Raw genomic sequence first — 16432 nt, forward strand, 5'->3', positions numbered from 1 at the left:
AGCCCGTGCGCTGCGCTCTGGCCGCGTGGATATGGTGGTTTCCCGCAGATTGGCAATGCCGCATTCTGTGTTGCAAAATGAAACACCGATGAGATGGTTCCCTCAACAGGTTTTTCACCAAGGCCCTCGGGCCATATGTACAAGAGGTGGCACGTGGGCGTACTGGGCTTGGGCAGGCTGCCGATAGGCTGGCGGCTGGTGATTGCGTTCGGCGGTATCAATCTGCTGGTCTTCACGATGATGGCGGTCACGGTGTTTTCACTGGGGCAGGCCGAACAGGCGCTGGCGGCCGGGGGAGCGACCACGGTGGCCGAGCAGGCGCTGGTGCATACGCGCTGGTGGGTGCTGGGGCTGGGGGCCGCCGTTTGCGTGCTGGCCCTGGTGGCCTGGTTCAGCCTGCGGCGGGGAATCGTGCAGCCGCTGGGCCAGGCCATCCTGATTGCCGAGACCGTGGCGGCCGGTGATTTGAGCCAGGAGTTCTCGACCGAGCTGCAGGGCGACTTCGGCCGCCTGCTCGGCGCGCTGGGCACCATGGAGGACACGCTGACCGAGCTGGTCGGCCGCATCAAGCAGTCCACGGATTCCATCGGCCTGTCGGCCGGCGAGATCGACGCCGGCAACTCCGACCTGTCGCGCCGCACCGAGGCCCAGGTCTCGGCGCTGGCCCAGACGGCCGCCAGCATGGAGCAGCTCACCGCCACCGTGCGCCAGAACGCTGACCGCGCGCATTCGGCCAGCGGCCTGGCCGTCGATGCCTCGTCCACCGCCAGGCGCGGCGGGGCCGTGGTGAGCGAGGTGGTGCAGACCATGGAGGCCATCAGCGGCAGCTCGCGCAAGATCGTGGACATCATCCAGGTCATCGAAGGCATCGCCTTCCAGACCAATATCCTGGCGCTCAATGCGGCGGTGGAAGCGGCGCGTGCGGGCGAGCAGGGCCGGGGCTTTGCCGTCGTGGCCAGCGAGGTGCGCAGCCTGGCCGGGCGCTCGGCCGAGGCCGCCAAGCAGATCAAGGAACTGATCACCACCAGCGTGCGCCAGGTGGAAAGCGGAGCCGGCCTGGTCAACCAGGCGGGCGCCACCATGCAGGAAATCGTGGGCGCCGTGGGCCAGGTATCGGGCCTGCTGGGCGAAATGTCGCAGGCGCTGCGCGAGCAAAGCGAGGGCATTGCCCAGGTCAACGCCGCCGTGGGCCACATGGACAGCGCCACCCAGGAGAACGCAGCCCTGGTGCAGCAGGCCTCGCGCGCGGCTTCGGCGTTGAGCGAGCGCGCCCAGGATCTGGAGCAGGCGGTGGGCGCCTTCAAGCTCGATGACGAGCCTGAGTCTGCGGCGGGCGCGGGGTTCTCGGCAGCGCAGGCCAGGCCCGCGCTGGCCCCGTCCGTTGCCGTGGCGCCCACAGCAAGTTCGCCAAGTTCGCCAAGGTCACCAAGTTCGCCAAGGCCGCCGCAGCGTGCGCCGACTCCTGCAGCCCGGTCGCTGCAGTCGCTGGAATTGGCGCAGCACTGATCTGCATCTCTCTCGTCAGCGACCCTTCACAACACAAACGCCGGGCTTGCCCGGCGTTTGTCGTTCATGCGGTGCGGAGCATGGCCCCTGCTCGGGCCATCTTCATCAGGCCATCTCAAGGCCCAGGGCGTCCAGGCTGCCCCTTCCCTGGCGCACCACGGTCGGCGGATTGCCCAGGGCCATGGGAACCAGGTCGATCACGGTGGTCGGCTCCGACGGGCAGGCGCCTGCATCGACGATGGCGTCAAGCTCGTGGGGAAAGCGTTCCAGGATGGCGTCCGCGTCGTGCAGGGCCTCGGTCTCGCCCGGCGGGATCAGCGTGGTGGCGATCAGCGGCTCGCCCAGTTGCTCCAGCAGCAACTGCGTGCCCTTGCGGTCCGGCACGCGCAGGCCGATGGTCTTGCGCGAGGGATGGCTCAGGCGCTTGGGCACTTCCTTGGAGGCTTCCAGGATGAAGGTGTACGGCCCCGGCGTGGCCAGCTTGAGCAGGCGGTACTGGCGGTTGTCCACGCGCGCATAGCTGGACAGCTCCGACAGGTCGCGGCACAGCAGCGTGAGATGGTGCTTGTCGTTGATCTGCCGGATGCGGCGAAGCCGCTCCACCGCAGGGCGGTCGTCCAGATGGCAGACCAGCGCGTAGCTGGAGTCCGTGGGAATGGCCAGGATGGCGCCCTGGCGCAGCATGTCGGCGGCCTGCTTGATGAGACGGGGCTGGGGATTGTCGGGGTGGGCTTCGAAGCGTAGGACCATGGTGTGCGTTGTTGGCGGGAGGAGCTCAGGCCAGCTGTATGCGCTCGCTCAGCAGTTCCCATACCGGCGTCAGCTGGCCCGGCAGGTAGGGCAGGTCGCCCAGATCGGTGTGCGATTCCTCGGGGCTGTGGAAGTCGCTGCCGCGCGATGCGGCCAGGCCGAATTCGCGCGCCATGTCGGCATAGATGGTGTATTCGCTGGGCCGGTGGCTGCCGGTGACGACCTCGACGCCCTGCCCGCCATGGGCCTTGAACTCGGAAAACAGCGCGTATTCCTCGTTGGCGGTGAGCGCGTAGCGGGCCGGATGGGCGATCACCGCCACACCGCCGGCCTGCGTGATCCAGCGCACGGCATCGGCCAGGCGGGCCCAGGTGTGGGGCACGTAGCCGGGATGGCCTTCGGTCAGGTAGTGGCGGAACACCTCGCCCGTGTCGCGGCAGCGGCCGGATTCCACGAGAAAGCGTGCGAAATGGGTGCGTGAGATCAGGCCGGGATTGCCGGCGAAGCGCAGCGCGCCTTCGTAGCTGCCTTCGATGCCGGCCAGCTCCAGCTGGCGGGCCATCTCGCGGGCGCGTGGGCCGCGCCCGTCGCGCGTGGCGTGCAGCCCTTCGAGCAGGGCGGGGTCGTCCGCGTCAAAGCCCAGTCCCACGATGTGCACGGTGGCACCTGCAAAGCTCACCGAGATCTCGGCGCCCGTCAGGTAGTCCATGCCGCAGGCGCGTGCGGCGGCGGCGGCGCGGTGCTGGCCGCCGACTTCGTCATGGTCGGTCAGCGCCCACAGCTGCACCCCCCGGGAGGCGGCGCGTTCGGCCAGTTGCTCCGGCGTCAGCGTTCCATCCGAGACCACGGAGTGGCTATGCAGATCGGCGTTCAGATAGGACTTGGGCACCGGTCCATTGTAGGTGTCGGTGCTTTTCCGAGCCGGGCAGTGCGGCTGGGGGACTTCCCTGAGTGCGGGTTAACAGGCCTCAATAGTGACGGATGCATGACGATGATCAGCCAGGCGCCGTCAAGGGTGGACAAGAATGGTTTCCGGAGCGATGGGCGGCAGGGGCGCCATGGCCTGGCTCCGGCATTGTTATAAAAAAGATCGGTTTTTCCATGAATCTGAATCAAATCACGGTCGCCCAGAAGCTGTGGGCCCTGGTGCTGGGACTGCTGGTGAGCATGCTGGTGGTCAACGGCGGCATCCTGGTCTATCTGCACGGGGTCAACGAGAAGATCAACACCGATGTGATGACCGCGCAAAGCGGCGCCACGCTGGCGCGCGAGTGGCGGCATCTGACGCAGATGAGCGTGGAGCGCTCCATCGTCGCGGCCATGTCGCCCGACGAGACGCTGGCAGCGCAGCAGCGCGCGTTGATGAGCAAGGGCATAGAGCGCATCAACGTGCTGCAAAAGCAGGTGAGCGACCTGCAACTGGGCACGCAGTCCAAGCAGGCGCTGGACGCCGTGGCGGCCGAGCGCCGCGAGACGCTCAAGGCCAACTCGGCGGCCCAGGAGGCGCGCAAGGCCAGCGATTTCGCCACCACGTTCGACATCGTTGAAAAGCAGCTGCGCCCGGCGGCCGAGCGCTACAACAGCGCGCAGGAAGCCTTCGTGCAGCAACTGGAGCGCCAAAGCGAGCTGGCGCGCGAGGAAGGCGTGGCCCATCGGCGCCAGGCGTACTGGATCGGTGCGCTGGCCAGTGCGGTCATCGTGGCCCTGGGCCTGTTCATGGGGGTGGCCATCATGCGGTCGATCACGCGGCCGCTGGACCAGGCCGTGGCCCTGGCCGACGGCATTGCCGCAGGCGACCTCACGGGCTCGGTGCAAAGCAACCGGGGCGATGAGCTGGGCCATCTGCTGGGCGCACTCAACGGCATGGCGCAGCGGCTGCGCGGCGTGGTGGGCGAAGTGCGCTCTGGCGTGGAGTCCGTGTCCACGGCCTCCAACCAGATCGCCAGCGGCAACCAGGACCTGTCCTCGCGCACCGAGCAGACAGCGGCCAACCTGGAGGAGACGGCGGCCAGCATGGAAGAGCTGACGGCCACCGTCACCCAGTCGGCCGACACGGCGCGCCAGGCCAACCAGCTGGCGGCCACGGCCGCGCAGGCGGCCGAGCAGGGCGGTGCCGTGGTGGCCCAGGTGGTCACCAGCATGCAGCAGATCACGGACAGCAGCCGCAAGATCGCCGACATCATCGGCGTGATCGACGGCATTGCCTTCCAGACCAATATCCTGGCGCTGAACGCCGCCGTGGAAGCGGCCCGCGCAGGCGAGCAGGGCCGGGGCTTTGCCGTGGTGGCGGGCGAGGTGCGTTCGCTGGCCCAGCGCAGCGCCGAGGCGGCCAAGGAAATCAAGCTGCTGATCACCACCAGCGTGGACAACGTGCAGTCGGGCTCGAAGCAGGTGGAGCAGGCGGGGCGTTCCATGGAGGAAATCGTCTCCAGCGTGCGCCGCGTCAGCGACCTCATCGGCGAGATCACGGCCTCGTCCACCGAGCAGCGCGACGGCATCGGCCAGGTCAACCAGGCCGTGACCCAGCTCGACCAGATGACCCAGCAGAACGCGGCCCTGGTCGAGGAATCCAGCGCGGCTGCGCTGGCCATGCAGGACCAGGCGCGGCGCCTGTCCGAGGTGGTGGCGGTGTTCAAGCTGGGGCAGGAGGGCAGCGCACTGGCGCCGGCCAGGGCACACGTGCCGGCCACCGCAGCGGCACGCCGGCCGGCATCTATCGGTGCAACCGGTGCAACTGCTGCGGTGCGCCCTGCGCCTGCGGCACCCGTACGTCCAGCGCCCGCCGTGCGCAATGCACCGGCGCCCCAGAAGATCCAGCAGCCCGTGGCGAAAGCCCCCGCCAGGACAGCGGCCAAGACCGGGGCGGACGACGACTGGGAGACCTTCTGACCGGGAGGAGCGGGGATGCAGGCCGGCGTGCAAGTCAGCGCCGGCCTGCAGGCCTTCGTCAGTTGCGCGGCTTGCCGTAGTCGGGCGAGCGCGGGCCTGGCAGCAGTCCGCGCTGCGCCATGGGCGACAGCAGGCGCTGGTTGGCGATGGAGGCGATCTGCACGCTGCGGTCGTTCATGGTGTCCAGGATCTGGTTGAGCAGTGCCGTCACCAGGATGCCGACCAGTCCGCCGCCTGAGCTTTGTCCTTCGGCGCTGGAGGCCGTGGCACTGCCATCCCACAGCTGGGTGCCGGTGCGCAGGTCCACCAGCCTGGCCTCCAGCGTGACCACCGAGGCGCTGCTGATCACCGCATAGCTGGTGCCGTAGTTGCGGATGTTCAGGTACAGGGCCGCATCGGCGCCAAAGATTTCACGGAGCTTGGCCACGGGCAGTTCCTGGGCGTCGTCGGCGCTGACGATGCCGTTCTGGCGGAACATTTCCTCGGTGACCGCCACGGGCAGAACGTAGTAGCCGGCCTCGGCCAGCGGCAGCGTGATCTGGGACAGCACGCCCGCCGGTGCATTCACTTCCGGGGACTGGTTCAGCGCAGGCATGACCAGGATGGAGGCAGGCTTGGATGCCCGCAGCGCCGAATAGTCATAGGGCGCGGTGGTGGCGCACCCGGTCAGCGCCACGGTCATGGCAAGAGCCAGGGTCTTGATGTGATCGGTCAGGCGCATGTCAATTCTTGCGGGCCGTGAAGGTTTGCAGCAGCGTGTCCATGAAGGTGGCGGACTCGGGGAAATGCTGTTTTTCCTCGGCCAATTGCTCCACCGTCTTTTCGTTGTTGCCGGTCCGGGAATAGAGCATGGCCATATGGGCGCGGTAGCCGGGCGGCAGCGCCTTTCCCTCGGCCTGGACCTTCATGCGGGCTTCTTCCAGCTTGAGCAATTGGTCCTCGGCGCCGGTACTGCCGTCGTCCTTGAGATATTGGTAGACCTGGGGCTGGTAGTCATTCCAGGCATACAGCGGCTGGCGCGGCGCCGCGCAGCCGGCCAAAGTGGCGCAGATGGCCAGCGCGGCCAGGGCCGCTGCCGAATGGATGGGGCGCTTCATTGCGCGGGCTTCCATGCGCCGCTGTCAATGCCGGCCGCCAGCTTGTCCACGGCTTCGCGGATGGCCAGATCCAGTACCTTGCCGTTGAGCGTGGAGTCATAGCCGGCCGTGCTGCCGAATCCCACGATTTCGCGGTTCGACAGGCTGTATTCGCCGGCACCCTGCACCGAATAGACGACTTCGGAGGTCTGCACCCGGACGATGTTCAGGCTGACCTTGGCATAGGCCACCTGCTCCTTGCCACGGCCGAGCACGCCGAAGAACTGGCGGTCTCCGACCACCTTGCGGCCGAACTCGCTCACGTCGCCGGTCACGACATAGGTGGCGCCCTTGATCGCTTGCTCCTGCTTGTTGAAGCCCGCTTCCTGGCGGGTCTCGGACATGTTGTCGCGGTCCAGCACGCTGAATCGGCCGCTTTGCTGCAGATGGGTGACCAAAATGGTTCTGGCCTGGCCACCGAGGCGATCGACGCCGTCCGAGAAAATGCCGCGCTGAAAGCTGGAGCGGTTGTCGAATTTGCCCACGGAAATGGGGCTGCGCGGGCCTTGATAGGCGCTGGATGCAGAAGCGGGCTTGGCCGTTTCAAGCGTGCGCGATTGCTCGGTGGTGGAGCAGCCGGAAAGGCCGGCGGCCAGGGTAATGGCAATGGCCGTGCAAGGCCACAGGCGAGAGGTCATGAGTATTTCCCCGGTTTTCTTGGAATGAATTTGCAATAATTTGTTGCAAAAACCGGGGATATTAACCGAGGGGCACCGTGAATGGCGCCCCGGGTCTCTAGGACGCGTCCGAATGCACTCCCTCGATCAGGAATTGCACCTTGCGCTCTCCGCGCCATTCATTGATGTCCATGCGAAAGGCAATGCACGCCGATGGCGGCAGCGGGTCGGTATGGCCGAACCAGATGCCGTCCACGGTTTCGCCCTGATGGCGCAATTGCAGTTTCAGGTGCTTTTCACCGACCAGGCGTTGTGACAGCACTTCCAGCTGTTCGCTGAAGGTGGGCGGGGCAAAGCCCTGGCCCCAGACCGCGAGATTGAGCTGCTCGACCATTTCGGGCTTGCGGAAATCCGGGTCCAGCGGTCCGTCGGTCTCTATGCGGCGCGTCAGCGTGGCTGCGTCCAGCCATTCCTGTGCCACCTGGGCCAGGGCCTTTTCGAACACCGCGAAACCGGCCTCGGCAATGGTGCAGCCGGCCGCCATGGCGTGGCCGCCAAAGCGCAGCAGCAGGCCGGGGTGGCGCTTGGATACGAGGTCCAGCGCGTCGCGCAGGTGAAAGCCGGGAATGGAGCGGCCCGAGCCCTTGAGTTCATGCTCGTGCCCCGGCGCGCCGCTGGCGGCGAAGACGAAGCTGGGCCGGTGCATGCGGTCCTTGATGCGCGAGGCCACGATGCCGACCACGCCCTCGTGGAAGTCGGGGTCGAACACGCTGATGGCGGCCGGCGGCGTCATGCCGTCCTCGCACAGGCCTTCGGCCATGAGCAGGGCCTGCTCGCGCATGCCGCCTTCCAGTTCGCGGCGTTCGCGGTTGATGGCGTCCAGCATCTGCGCCAGGTTGGCGGCGCGGCCCGCATCGTCCGTGGTCAGGCACTCGATGCCGATGGTCATGTCGGACAGCCGGCCTGCGGCATTGATGCGCGGGCCCAGGGCAAAGCCGAAGTCGAACGTGGTGGCCGCAAAGGCCTTGCGGCCAGCGGCTTCGAACAGGGCCAGCAGGCCCGGCTGCATCTGGCCACGGCGGATCTGCTTCAGGCCCAGGGCGACCAGGCGGCGGTTGTTGGCGTCCAGCCGCACCACGTCGGCCACCGTGCCCAGGGCAACCAGGGGCAGCAGGGCCTCCAGCCGGGGCTGGCTGGCCTTGTCGAAGCGGCCGCGTGCGCGCAGCTCGGCGCGCAGGGCCAGCAGCACGTAGAACATCACGCCGACACCGGCCATGGACTTGCTCTCGAAGCTGCAGCCGGGCTGGTTGGGGTTGACGATGGCATCGGCCAGCGGCAGGTGGTTGCCGGGCAGGTGGTGGTCGGTGACCACCACCTGAAGGCCCAGGGCCTTGGCCTCGGCCACGCCTTCGACGCTGGCAATGCCGTTGTCCACGGTGACCATCACTTCGGCGCCGGTTTCCTTGACGCGGCGTGCGATGGGCGGCGTCAGGCCGTAGCCGTCCACCACGCGGTCGGGCACCAGGTAGCTGACCTCGGTCGCGCCCAGCATGCGCAGGCCGCGCCAGCCCACGGCGCAGGCGGTGGCGCCGTCGCAGTCGTAGTCGGCCACGATGCACAGGCGCAGGCCGCGCTCTATGGCGTCGGCCAGCAGCCGCACGGCGGCCTCCATGCCCAGCAGGCCGGAGGGGGCCAGCAGGCGTGCAGGGGTGTCGTCCAGTTCGTCGGCGGAGCACACGCCGCGTGCGGCGTAGAGCTGGGCCAGCAGCGGATGGACGCCGGCTTGGCGCAGTGCCCAGGCCTGCTGTGCAGGGATCTCGCGGGGGATGATTTTCATGGGCAATGTGTCAGAGCATGCGGCCCAGGTCGGGCAGGGCGCGGGGGCCGAAAAGGCCCGTCAGCCTGTCCAGCCAGCGCGGCGGGCGGCTGCTCCATGCGATGGCATGGCGTTCGCCGCACAGCGTCAGCGTGAGCGGGTGGCCTGCGCGCACGCGCTCCAGCAGGCGGGCGATGAGCCCGGCGTCCAGCGCCTTCCAGGCCTCGCGCCACGCAGCGGGGTTGCCCTGCAGGGCTGCGGCGTGAAGGTCGTCCAGGCATTGCACGGCGGCCTTGGCGCCGGTGGCCGTGCCGGGCTGCAGGCGCCCGGCGCCATGGACCCAGAAGGCGTTGATGGGCACCTGGCCGCGCGCGGAGCGGGCATCGTTGAAGACATGGGTGTAGAGCAGCATCTGCACCTCGCTTTGCAGGCGGTGCAGGGCGCGCGCCTGCTGCGCATCGGGCAGCCAGGGCCGCACGTCGCGGCCGATGACGCGGTCCATGGAGGCCGTGGCCAGGTCATCGAACAGCGCACCGCGCGCCAGCCAGCGCTGCGGCTGCTGGTACTCCAGCACGATGCCGTCGTCAGCGAACCAGGGCGCCAGCAGGGCCAGCAGCTGGCGGGATTCCTCATCGCTGAGGGGTGTGGTGGCGGGATCGCTCTGGTGGACCTGGTCTGCGCCTATGTGCCAGTGGCAGGGCGTGACATAGGCGCAGGCCTGCGCCGTCTCACCGGCCTGCCAGGCGGCCCAGGCAATCAGGCCCGGCGCATCGGGCAGGCCCAGCGAGCGCGCCAGGGCGCGTTCGTGGGGGGGAGAAAAATCCATCTCCGTGCCGGTCTGTGCGGGCGCGGGCTGCATCAGCGCCAGCAGGGATTGGAGATGGGGCAGCTCCAGTCCGCCCCAGACGGCCGCGACGGCAGCGTCATCCGCTGCATCCGAGGACGGACCGCCGGCATAGGGAATGATCCATTCGGTCGTTTCCTCCAGCGGGGCTTGGGTGGAGGACACCAGGGGCGCGGTCAAAAGCATGGCCGCTATTGTCGGGCATGGGGTGCCGCAGTGCCGGCGCCTTCGTTTTTCCCCTTGGAGCGCGGTTCAGCGCTGGGGCATGTCCCGGGCCGAAGAGACCAGGCTGACCGTGGCGTCCTCGGGGATGGGCGGCATGCCCTGGTTCCAGTCTTCCCAGGCGCTGCGCATGGCGGCCAGACGCTCGGGCGCGCGCACTGCCTGGTTGGCGCGCTCGCGCTCGTCGGCGGCAAGGTCGAACAGGTAGTCGATGCCGTCCACGCGCAGGTACTTCCAGTCGCCATCGCGCAGGGCACGTTGGCCGCGGTGCTTCATGCGCCAGTGCAGGGTGCGCGGGAATTCGGCATCTTCGGCGCGCAGCACGGGCAGCAGCGAGATGCCGTCCAGCCCATGGCCCTCTGGCGCCTGCACGCCGGCGGCATCCAGCACCGTGGCCGACCAGTCCATGCTCATGCAGTGCTGGGGGCTGCTGCGGCCCGGTGCGATGACGGCTGGCCAGTGCGCGATCCAGGGCACGCGTATGCCGCCCTCTGTCAGGTCCATCTTGCCGCCGACCAGGGGCCAGTTGTCGGAGAAGCGTTCGCCGCCGTTGTCGCTGGTGAAGACGATGAGGGTGTTGTCCAGCTGCCCGTTGGCGCGCAGCGCCTCGACGATCCAGCCTATGCCTTCGTCCATGTGGTGGATCATGCGGCGGTACTGGTGGATGTTGCCGCCGTCCAGGTGGGCAATGCCTGCGCCCAGCGCCTCGGCCGTGCTGCGGTCATCGCGCGTTTCCCAGGGCCAGTGCGGCGCCGTGTAGTGCAGGCTCAGGAAGAAGGGCGCATCGCCTTGGGCCATGCGGTGGACGAAGTCCACGCTGCGCTGTGACAGCAGGTCGGTCAGGTAGCCCTCGTCATGGTGTTCCTCCTCGCCCACCCACAGGTCGTGCTGGCCCGAGCTGCTCAGGTGGGTGAAGTAGTCCACGCCGCCCGACATGGGGCCGAAGTATTCCTCGTAGCCCGAGCGCAGCGGGCCGAAGTGCGGCGGGTAGCCCAGGTGCCATTTGCCGATCAGCGCCGTGCGGTAGCCCGCATCCCTGAGCATGGAGGCCACGGTGGGCATGTCCGTCGGCAGGCCCAGCTTCTCGCCCAGCGGCGTGCCGCGTGTCTTGCTGTTGATGGGTTCCTCGGCCGCACCGCGCAGGCGGTACTGGTAGCGCGCCGTGGCCAGGGCAAAGCGCGTGGGAGAGCACACGGGCGAGTTGGCATAGCCCTGGGTGAGCCTGAGGCCGCCGGCGGCCAGGCGGTCGAGCATGGGAGACACCGGGCCGAAGTCGGCCGCGCGGCCGCCGTAGCAGCCGAGGTCGGCATAGCCGAGGTCGTCGGCCACGATGAAGAGGATATTGGGACGGGACATGGAAATGCGCTCTGTGCAGGGTTGTGGGCGGGAAGCGGCGGCGCTCATTCCATCTTCATTCCGGTGGACTGGATCACGGTCCGGTAGCGGTCGGCCAGCGCCTGTATGCGTTCGGCGGCGGCCGGGCCGGTCAGGCCTTCGTAGAACAGGTCGTTGGCGCGCAAGCGCTCGCGCAGGGCCGGATCCTTCATGGCCTTTTCCAGCGCGGACTGGATTCTTGCGACCAGGGGCTCGGGCGTGGCGGCAGGCACCCACAGGGCGAACAGCACTTCCTGCTCCAGGTCCTTGTGGCCCAGTTCGCCCACGGTGGGCACGCCGGGCACCAGCGGGTTGCGCTGGCGCGTGGTCACGGCCAGCGGCACGACCTTGCCGGCCGCCACCTGGCCCAGCATGGCCGAGGAGCTGATGATGCCGCCGTCCACCTCGCCCGCCAGCACGGCCGTGCTGGCCGGGGCGTTGCCCTTGTAGGGCACGTGGCTGACCTTGGCGCCCGTGGCATGGGTGAGGATGGCCGAGGCCAGGTGGCCCGGCGTGCCGTAGCCGGCCGAGCCCAGCGTCAGGCCGCTTCTCTTGCCCTGGGCGATGAACTGGTCCAGGGTCCTGAGGCCGGTGCGCGGGTTGACGGCCACCATCATTCCCTGCGAGGCGATCATCATCACGGGACGCAGGTCCGCGCCCTTGAAGGGCATGCTCTTGTAGATGAAGGGATTGACGGTGAAGGTCGTGTCGATGCCGACCAGCAGCGTATAGCCGTCGCCGGGCGCCTTGGCCGCGTTGTCGGTGCCGATGTTGCCGCCCGCGCCGGGCCGGTTGTCCACGACGAAGGGCTGTTTGAGTTCACGCTGCAGTACCTCGCCCAGGCTGCGCGCCAGGATGTCGGCAGCGCCGGCGGGCGCGAAGGCGACGACGATGCGCACGGGTTTGGCGGGCCAGGCCGCGGCATCGGCGGCCGCATCGGCCCGGGCGCCAGCGCCGGAGCCCAGGCCCAGCAGAAGGGCCAGGCCGGCCCGCAGCAGCGGGCTGCGCAAGGCATGGGTGGCATGGGTGGCTTGGAACAGGGAAAACATGGTGGCGAACTTTCTGCGCTGCGGGGGCGCCGGGCTTTGCGAGAATCCCCAGGCCGGCTCCGGACGGTGGCTCCCGTTGTCTCCTTTCCGGACGGGGCCACTGTAGAAGTCCCCGCAGCAATTGATCTAATCAACTGTTCCCCGTGAATACCCGTCCCGCTCCCACCTCCATCCAGCAGATGCTGCTGTTTCGCATCAACCGCTACTTCGGTGCAGCGGGCGGCGTGGCCATGCGCATGTGCGAGGCGCATTTCGGCATCACGCGCCGCGAGTGGGGCGTGATGGCCACGGTGGCTGCCAACGAGGGCCTGCTGTCGTCGGAGCTGGCCGAACGCGCGCAGCTGGACCGCGCACGCACCTCGCGCGCCCTCAGCGGGCTGGAGGAAAAGGGCTGGGTGCAGCGCAGCCCCATGCCCGGCGACCGCCGCCGCGTGGCCGTGTCGCTGACCGCCGAGGGGCGGCGCATGTACGGCCTGATCCTGCCGCGCATGGCCCAGATCCACCTGGACCTGGTGTCCGTGCTCAGCGACGAGGAGCTCGCACAATTCGATACCTTGCTGGCCAGGCTGCAGCGCCATGCGCTGACGCTGGAGGCGGAGGGCCGCTACGACGCCCTGCCGCGTGTGGACCGCGGACGGCACCGGCGCTGACACGCCGACGGCAAAGCCTGCCGCCATGCAGGGCCTGTGGGCGATGACACAATGCATGCCCATGCAATTTCCCTACGAACTGGCCGTCGGCTGGCGCTACACCCGGGCGGGGCGCGCCACGCGCCGCAACGGCTTCATCTCGTTCATCTCCGGCGTCTCCATGCTGGGCATCGCCCTCGGTGTGGCGGCGCTGATCATCGTGCTCAGCGTGATGAACGGCTTCCAGAAGGAAGTGCGCGACCGCATGCTCAGCGTGGTCTCGCACATCGAGATCTTCGCGCCCCAGGGTGCGGCGCTGCCCGATCTGGAACGCACCATGCGCGAGGCGCGCGCCAACCCCGACGTGCTGGGCGCTGCACCCTTCGTCGCGGCCCAGGCGCTGCTGGCGCGTGGCGAGGACATGAAGGGCACCCTGGTGCGCGGCATCGATCCGGCGCGCGAGGGCGAGGTCACCGATGTGGCCGCCACCAATGCCGAGGTGCTCAAGCGCCTGTTGCCTGGTGAATTCAACGTGGTGCTGGGCGTGGAGCTGGCGCGCTCGCTGGGCGTGCGCCAGGGCGACATGGTCACGCTGATCGCCCCGGGCGGCCAGGTCACGCCGGCCGGCGTGGTGCCGCGCCTCAAGCAGATGCATGTGGTCGGCACCTTCGACTCCGGCCACTACGAATACGACTCGGCCCTGGTGATGATGCATTACGAGGACGCGCAGCGCCTGTTCCGCCTGGAAGGGCCGACTGGCATCCGCCTGAAGCTCAAGGACCTGCACGAAGCGCCGCGCGTGGCCATGGAACTGGCCCACACCATCACCGACCGCCTGCTGATCCGCGACTGGACCCAGCAGAACCGCACCTGGTTCGCGGCCGTGCAGCTGGAAAAACGCATGATGTTCATCATCCTCACGCTCATCGTCGCCGTGGCTGCGTTCAACCTGGTGTCCACGCTGGTGATGACGGTGACCGACAAGCGCGCCGACATCGCCATCCTGCGCACGCTGGGCGCCTCGCCTTCCAGCATCATGGGAATCTTCATGGTGCAGGGCGCCATGGTCGGCGTCATCGGCACCTTCGCGGGCCTGCTGCTGGGCCTGGGCATCGCCTTCAACATCGATGTCATCGTGCCGGCCATCGAGCGCCTGCTGCACGCCAACTTCCTGCCCAAGGACATCTACCTGATCAGCAAGATGCCCAGCGATCCGCAGTACAGCGACATCATGCCCATTGCCGTGATCTCCCTGGTCCTGGCCTTTGTCGCCACCATCTATCCCAGCTGGCGCGCCAGCCGCGTGAACCCCGCCGAGGCGCTGCGCTATGAATGAAGTGAATGTGATGCCCGGTTTCGAAGTGTCCCAGCAGGGCGCCGTGGTCCTGGATGCGCGCGGCCTGACCAAGCGCTTTGCCGAAGGCCGGCTCAACGTGCAGGTGCTGGCAGGTGTCGATCTGCAGGTGCGTGCGGGCGAGACGCTGGCCATTGTCGGCGCCTCGGGCTCGGGCAAGAGCACGCTGCTGCACCTGCTAGGCGGGCTGGACGCTCCCACCAGCGGCAGTGTCACCCTCAAGGGCGAGCCCCTGCATGAACTCAGCGCCCAGAAGCAGGGTGCGCTGCGCAACAGGCACCTGGGCTTCATCTACCAGTTCCACCATCTGCTGCCCGAATTCAGCGCCCAGGACAACGTGGCCATGCCGCTGCGCATACGCCGCGACGACAGGGCCGAGTGCATGGAGCGCGCCGCACGCATGCTGGCGGCCGTGGGCCTTGGCGAACGCATGCTGCACCGTCCGGCCGAACTGTCGGGGGGCGAGCGCCAGCGCGTGGCCATTGCCCGCGCCCTGGTCACCCAGCCGGCCTGCGTGCTGGCCGACGAGCCCACGGGCAACCTGGACCGCAGCACGGCCGACACCGTGTTCCGTCTGATGCTGGAGCTGGCGCGCAGCCATGGCACGGCCTTCGTCATGGTCACCCACGATGAGCAGCTGGCGGCGCGCTGCGACCGCATGGTGCGCCTGGTGCAGGGCCAATTGGCCTGACCGGCAGGCCTGACCGGCAGGCCTGAGTCTGGCCTCAGGCCATGCGCAGCAAGGTGCCCGGCAGGCGCTGGGCGCCTGCGGGAAGCACGACCGCTGCCGGGGCCGACTTGATCTGCGGCGCAGCGGGAACGATGGATGCCGGCAGCGGCTTGCGCTGCGCCTGGTCCCTGGATGCATCCGCGACGGCCGCGCTCTGCGCCGTCAGGTCGGCCGTCACCTCGCGCAGGCGTGCCGACTGGGCCATGGACGCCTGCACCACATCGCCCATGATGGCCGTGACCTGGTGGGAGGAGTCCACGATCTCCTGCATGGTGCCGCCGGCCTGGCGCACCTGATTGGCGCCCAGTGCCACCTGCTCCACCGAGGTGTGGATGAGCTGCTTGATTTCCTTGGCGGCGGCGGCGCTGTTCTGTGCCAGTGCCCGTACCTCGCCCGCCACCACGGCAAAGCCCCGGCCCTGCTCGCCTGCGCGGGCCGCCTCCACGGCAGCGTTGAGCGCGAGGATATTGGTCTGGAAGGCGATGCCGTCCATCACGCCGATGATGTCGCTGATCTTGCGCGAGCTGGCGCTGATGGACTCCATGGTGCCCATGACCTCGTGCACCGTGCGTCCGCCCTGCTCGGCCACCAGGCAGGCCTGGCGTGCCAGTTCGTTGGCCTGGCCTGCGTGCTCGGCGCTTTCGCTCAGGCCCTGCATGGCCTCGCCCAGGGTCTGCGCGGCCGTGAAGCGGCGCGTGATATCGCGGGCGTACTTGACCACCTTGAAGGGCCGGCCGTCGGCATCGAGGATGGGGTTGTAGCTGGCCTCGATCCAGACCTGGCGGCCGTGCTTGCCGATGCGCAGGTACTGGCCCGCATCGTGCTGGCCGCTGGCCAGCTTGCGCCAGAACTGCGCATATTCGGGGCTGTGGCGTTCATGGGGCTGGACGAACATGCTGTGGTGCCGCCCCGTGACCTCATCCAGCGTGTAGCCCATGGCCTGCAGGAACAGGCGGTTGGCATGCAGGATGTTGCCCTGCAGGTCGAACTCGATGATGGCCTGCACCTTGGAGATGGCGGCCAGCTGGCCTTCGGCGTCGGCGTTGCGGCGCTGCTGCTCGGTGATGTCGGTGGCGTACTTCACCACCTTGAAGGGCCTGCCATGGCGATCGAAGATGGGGTTGTAGCTGGCCTGCAGCCAGACATCGCGCCCGTCCTTGGCAATGCGGCGGTAGCGCCCCGCGTCGTGGATGCCGCTGCCCAGGCGCTGCCAGAACGCGGTGTATTCAGGCGACTCGCTCATCTGGTGGTCCACGAACATGCGGTGGTGCTGGCCGATGACCTCGCCTTCCTCATAGCCCATGGTGTCCAGGAAGTTCTGGTTGGCGGCCAGCACATGGCCTTGCAGATCGAACTCGATCACGGCCTGGGACTTGTGGATGGCTGCCAACTGCCCATCCAGTTCCGCCTGGCGGCGTGCGCCACCCAGGTCCAGGATCCGACTCCATGCTGAGCGCTTCATGGGAAATTCCTCTCTCCAAAGAATGCCTGCCGGTGTTGCGAGAGCTCGACGCGG

At 68.2% G+C, this 16432-nt stretch carries 15 protein-coding genes; 5 read left to right on the plus strand and 10 right to left on the minus strand.

The genetic code is table 11. The features are described from left to right. Positions 1-135 precede the first annotated feature (135 nt). Positions 136-1506, plus strand: coding sequence for a methyl-accepting chemotaxis protein (locus DELCS14_RS06005; RefSeq protein WP_013800874.1), 1371 nt, complete (start codon positions 136-138; stop codon positions 1504-1506). Between the two features lie 105 nt (positions 1507-1611). Here DELCS14_RS06005 and DELCS14_RS06010 read toward each other — a convergent pair whose 3' ends face one another. Then, on the minus strand, positions 1612-2256 hold the full coding sequence (locus tag DELCS14_RS06010; RefSeq protein ID WP_012207210.1) for an L-threonylcarbamoyladenylate synthase: 645 nt from the start codon (positions 2254-2256) through the stop codon (positions 1612-1614). Positions 2257-2281: 25 nt separating this feature from the next. Continuing rightward, positions 2282-3145: a 3',5'-nucleoside bisphosphate phosphatase gene (locus DELCS14_RS06015; RefSeq protein ID WP_013800875.1), complete on the minus strand. Its 864-nt coding sequence runs from the start codon at positions 3143-3145 to the stop codon at positions 2282-2284. 212 nt (positions 3146-3357) lie between these two features. Between DELCS14_RS06015 and DELCS14_RS06020 the strand changes: the two genes are divergently transcribed. Next, positions 3358-5145 (plus strand): methyl-accepting chemotaxis protein, encoded by a 1788-nt coding sequence (locus tag DELCS14_RS06020; protein ID WP_013800876.1) that lies wholly within the window; start codon positions 3358-3360, stop codon positions 5143-5145. Positions 5146-5203: 58 nt separating this feature from the next. Here DELCS14_RS06020 and DELCS14_RS06025 read toward each other — a convergent pair whose 3' ends face one another. The 7 genes from DELCS14_RS06025 to DELCS14_RS06055 all read right to left on the minus strand — a co-directional run bounded on the left by DELCS14_RS06025 (position 5204) and on the right by DELCS14_RS06055 (position 12203). After that, a complete protein-coding gene (locus tag DELCS14_RS06025; protein ID WP_013800877.1) occupies positions 5204-5866 on the minus strand; it encodes a DUF799 domain-containing protein in 663 nt (220 codons plus the stop codon). A 1-nt stretch (position 5867) separates the two neighbouring features. Continuing rightward, positions 5868-6242 carry a DUF4810 domain-containing protein gene (locus tag DELCS14_RS06030; protein WP_013800878.1) on the minus strand — a complete coding sequence of 125 codons (375 nt, stop codon included), beginning with the start codon at positions 6240-6242 and terminating at the stop codon, positions 5868-5870. Further along, positions 6239-6919: a CsgG/HfaB family protein gene (locus tag DELCS14_RS06035; protein WP_013800879.1), complete on the minus strand. Its 681-nt coding sequence runs from the start codon at positions 6917-6919 to the stop codon at positions 6239-6241. The genes DELCS14_RS06030 and DELCS14_RS06035 overlap by 4 nt, the downstream gene beginning before the upstream one ends. A 97-nt stretch (positions 6920-7016) precedes the next feature. Next, complete coding sequence (gene recJ / locus DELCS14_RS06040; RefSeq protein ID WP_013800880.1) at positions 7017-8735, minus strand: single-stranded-DNA-specific exonuclease RecJ; 1719 nt, start codon at positions 8733-8735, stop codon at positions 7017-7019. A 10-nt stretch (positions 8736-8745) separates the two neighbouring features. Next, a complete protein-coding gene (locus DELCS14_RS06045) occupies positions 8746-9744 on the minus strand; it encodes a hypothetical protein (protein ID WP_013800881.1) in 999 nt (332 codons plus the stop codon). Between the two features lie 66 nt (positions 9745-9810). Further along, a complete protein-coding gene (locus DELCS14_RS06050) occupies positions 9811-11136 on the minus strand; it encodes a sulfatase-like hydrolase/transferase (RefSeq protein WP_013800882.1) in 1326 nt (441 codons plus the stop codon). 44 nt (positions 11137-11180) lie between these two features. Further along, positions 11181-12203, minus strand: a complete 1023-nt coding sequence (locus tag DELCS14_RS06055; protein ID WP_013800883.1) for a tripartite tricarboxylate transporter substrate binding protein — start codon at positions 12201-12203, stop codon at positions 11181-11183. Between the two features lie 179 nt (positions 12204-12382). Between DELCS14_RS06055 and DELCS14_RS06060 the strand changes: the two genes are divergently transcribed. The 3 genes from DELCS14_RS06060 to lolD all read left to right on the plus strand — a co-directional run bounded on the left by DELCS14_RS06060 (position 12383) and on the right by lolD (position 14877). Next, entirely contained in the window at positions 12383-12853 is a 471-nt protein-coding gene (locus DELCS14_RS06060) for a MarR family transcriptional regulator (RefSeq protein WP_034396824.1), read from the plus strand. A gap of 61 nt (positions 12854-12914) precedes the next feature. Next, a complete protein-coding gene (locus DELCS14_RS06065) occupies positions 12915-14168 on the plus strand; it encodes a lipoprotein-releasing ABC transporter permease subunit (RefSeq protein WP_043796595.1) in 1254 nt (417 codons plus the stop codon). After that, complete coding sequence (gene lolD / locus DELCS14_RS06070) at positions 14161-14877, plus strand: lipoprotein-releasing ABC transporter ATP-binding protein LolD (protein WP_013800885.1); 717 nt, start codon at positions 14161-14163, stop codon at positions 14875-14877. Before DELCS14_RS06065 ends, lolD begins: the two co-directional genes overlap by 8 nt. Before the next feature lie 34 nt (positions 14878-14911). On the opposite strand, the gene DELCS14_RS06075 is transcribed toward lolD, so the two are convergent. Beyond that, positions 14912-16378: a methyl-accepting chemotaxis protein gene (locus DELCS14_RS06075; protein ID WP_013800886.1), complete on the minus strand. Its 1467-nt coding sequence runs from the start codon at positions 16376-16378 to the stop codon at positions 14912-14914. Positions 16379-16432: the final 54 nt, after the last annotated feature.

The organism is Delftia sp. Cs1-4, from assembly GCF_000214395.1.
Classification (GTDB): Bacteria; Pseudomonadota; Gammaproteobacteria; order Burkholderiales; family Burkholderiaceae_C; genus Comamonas; species Comamonas acidovorans.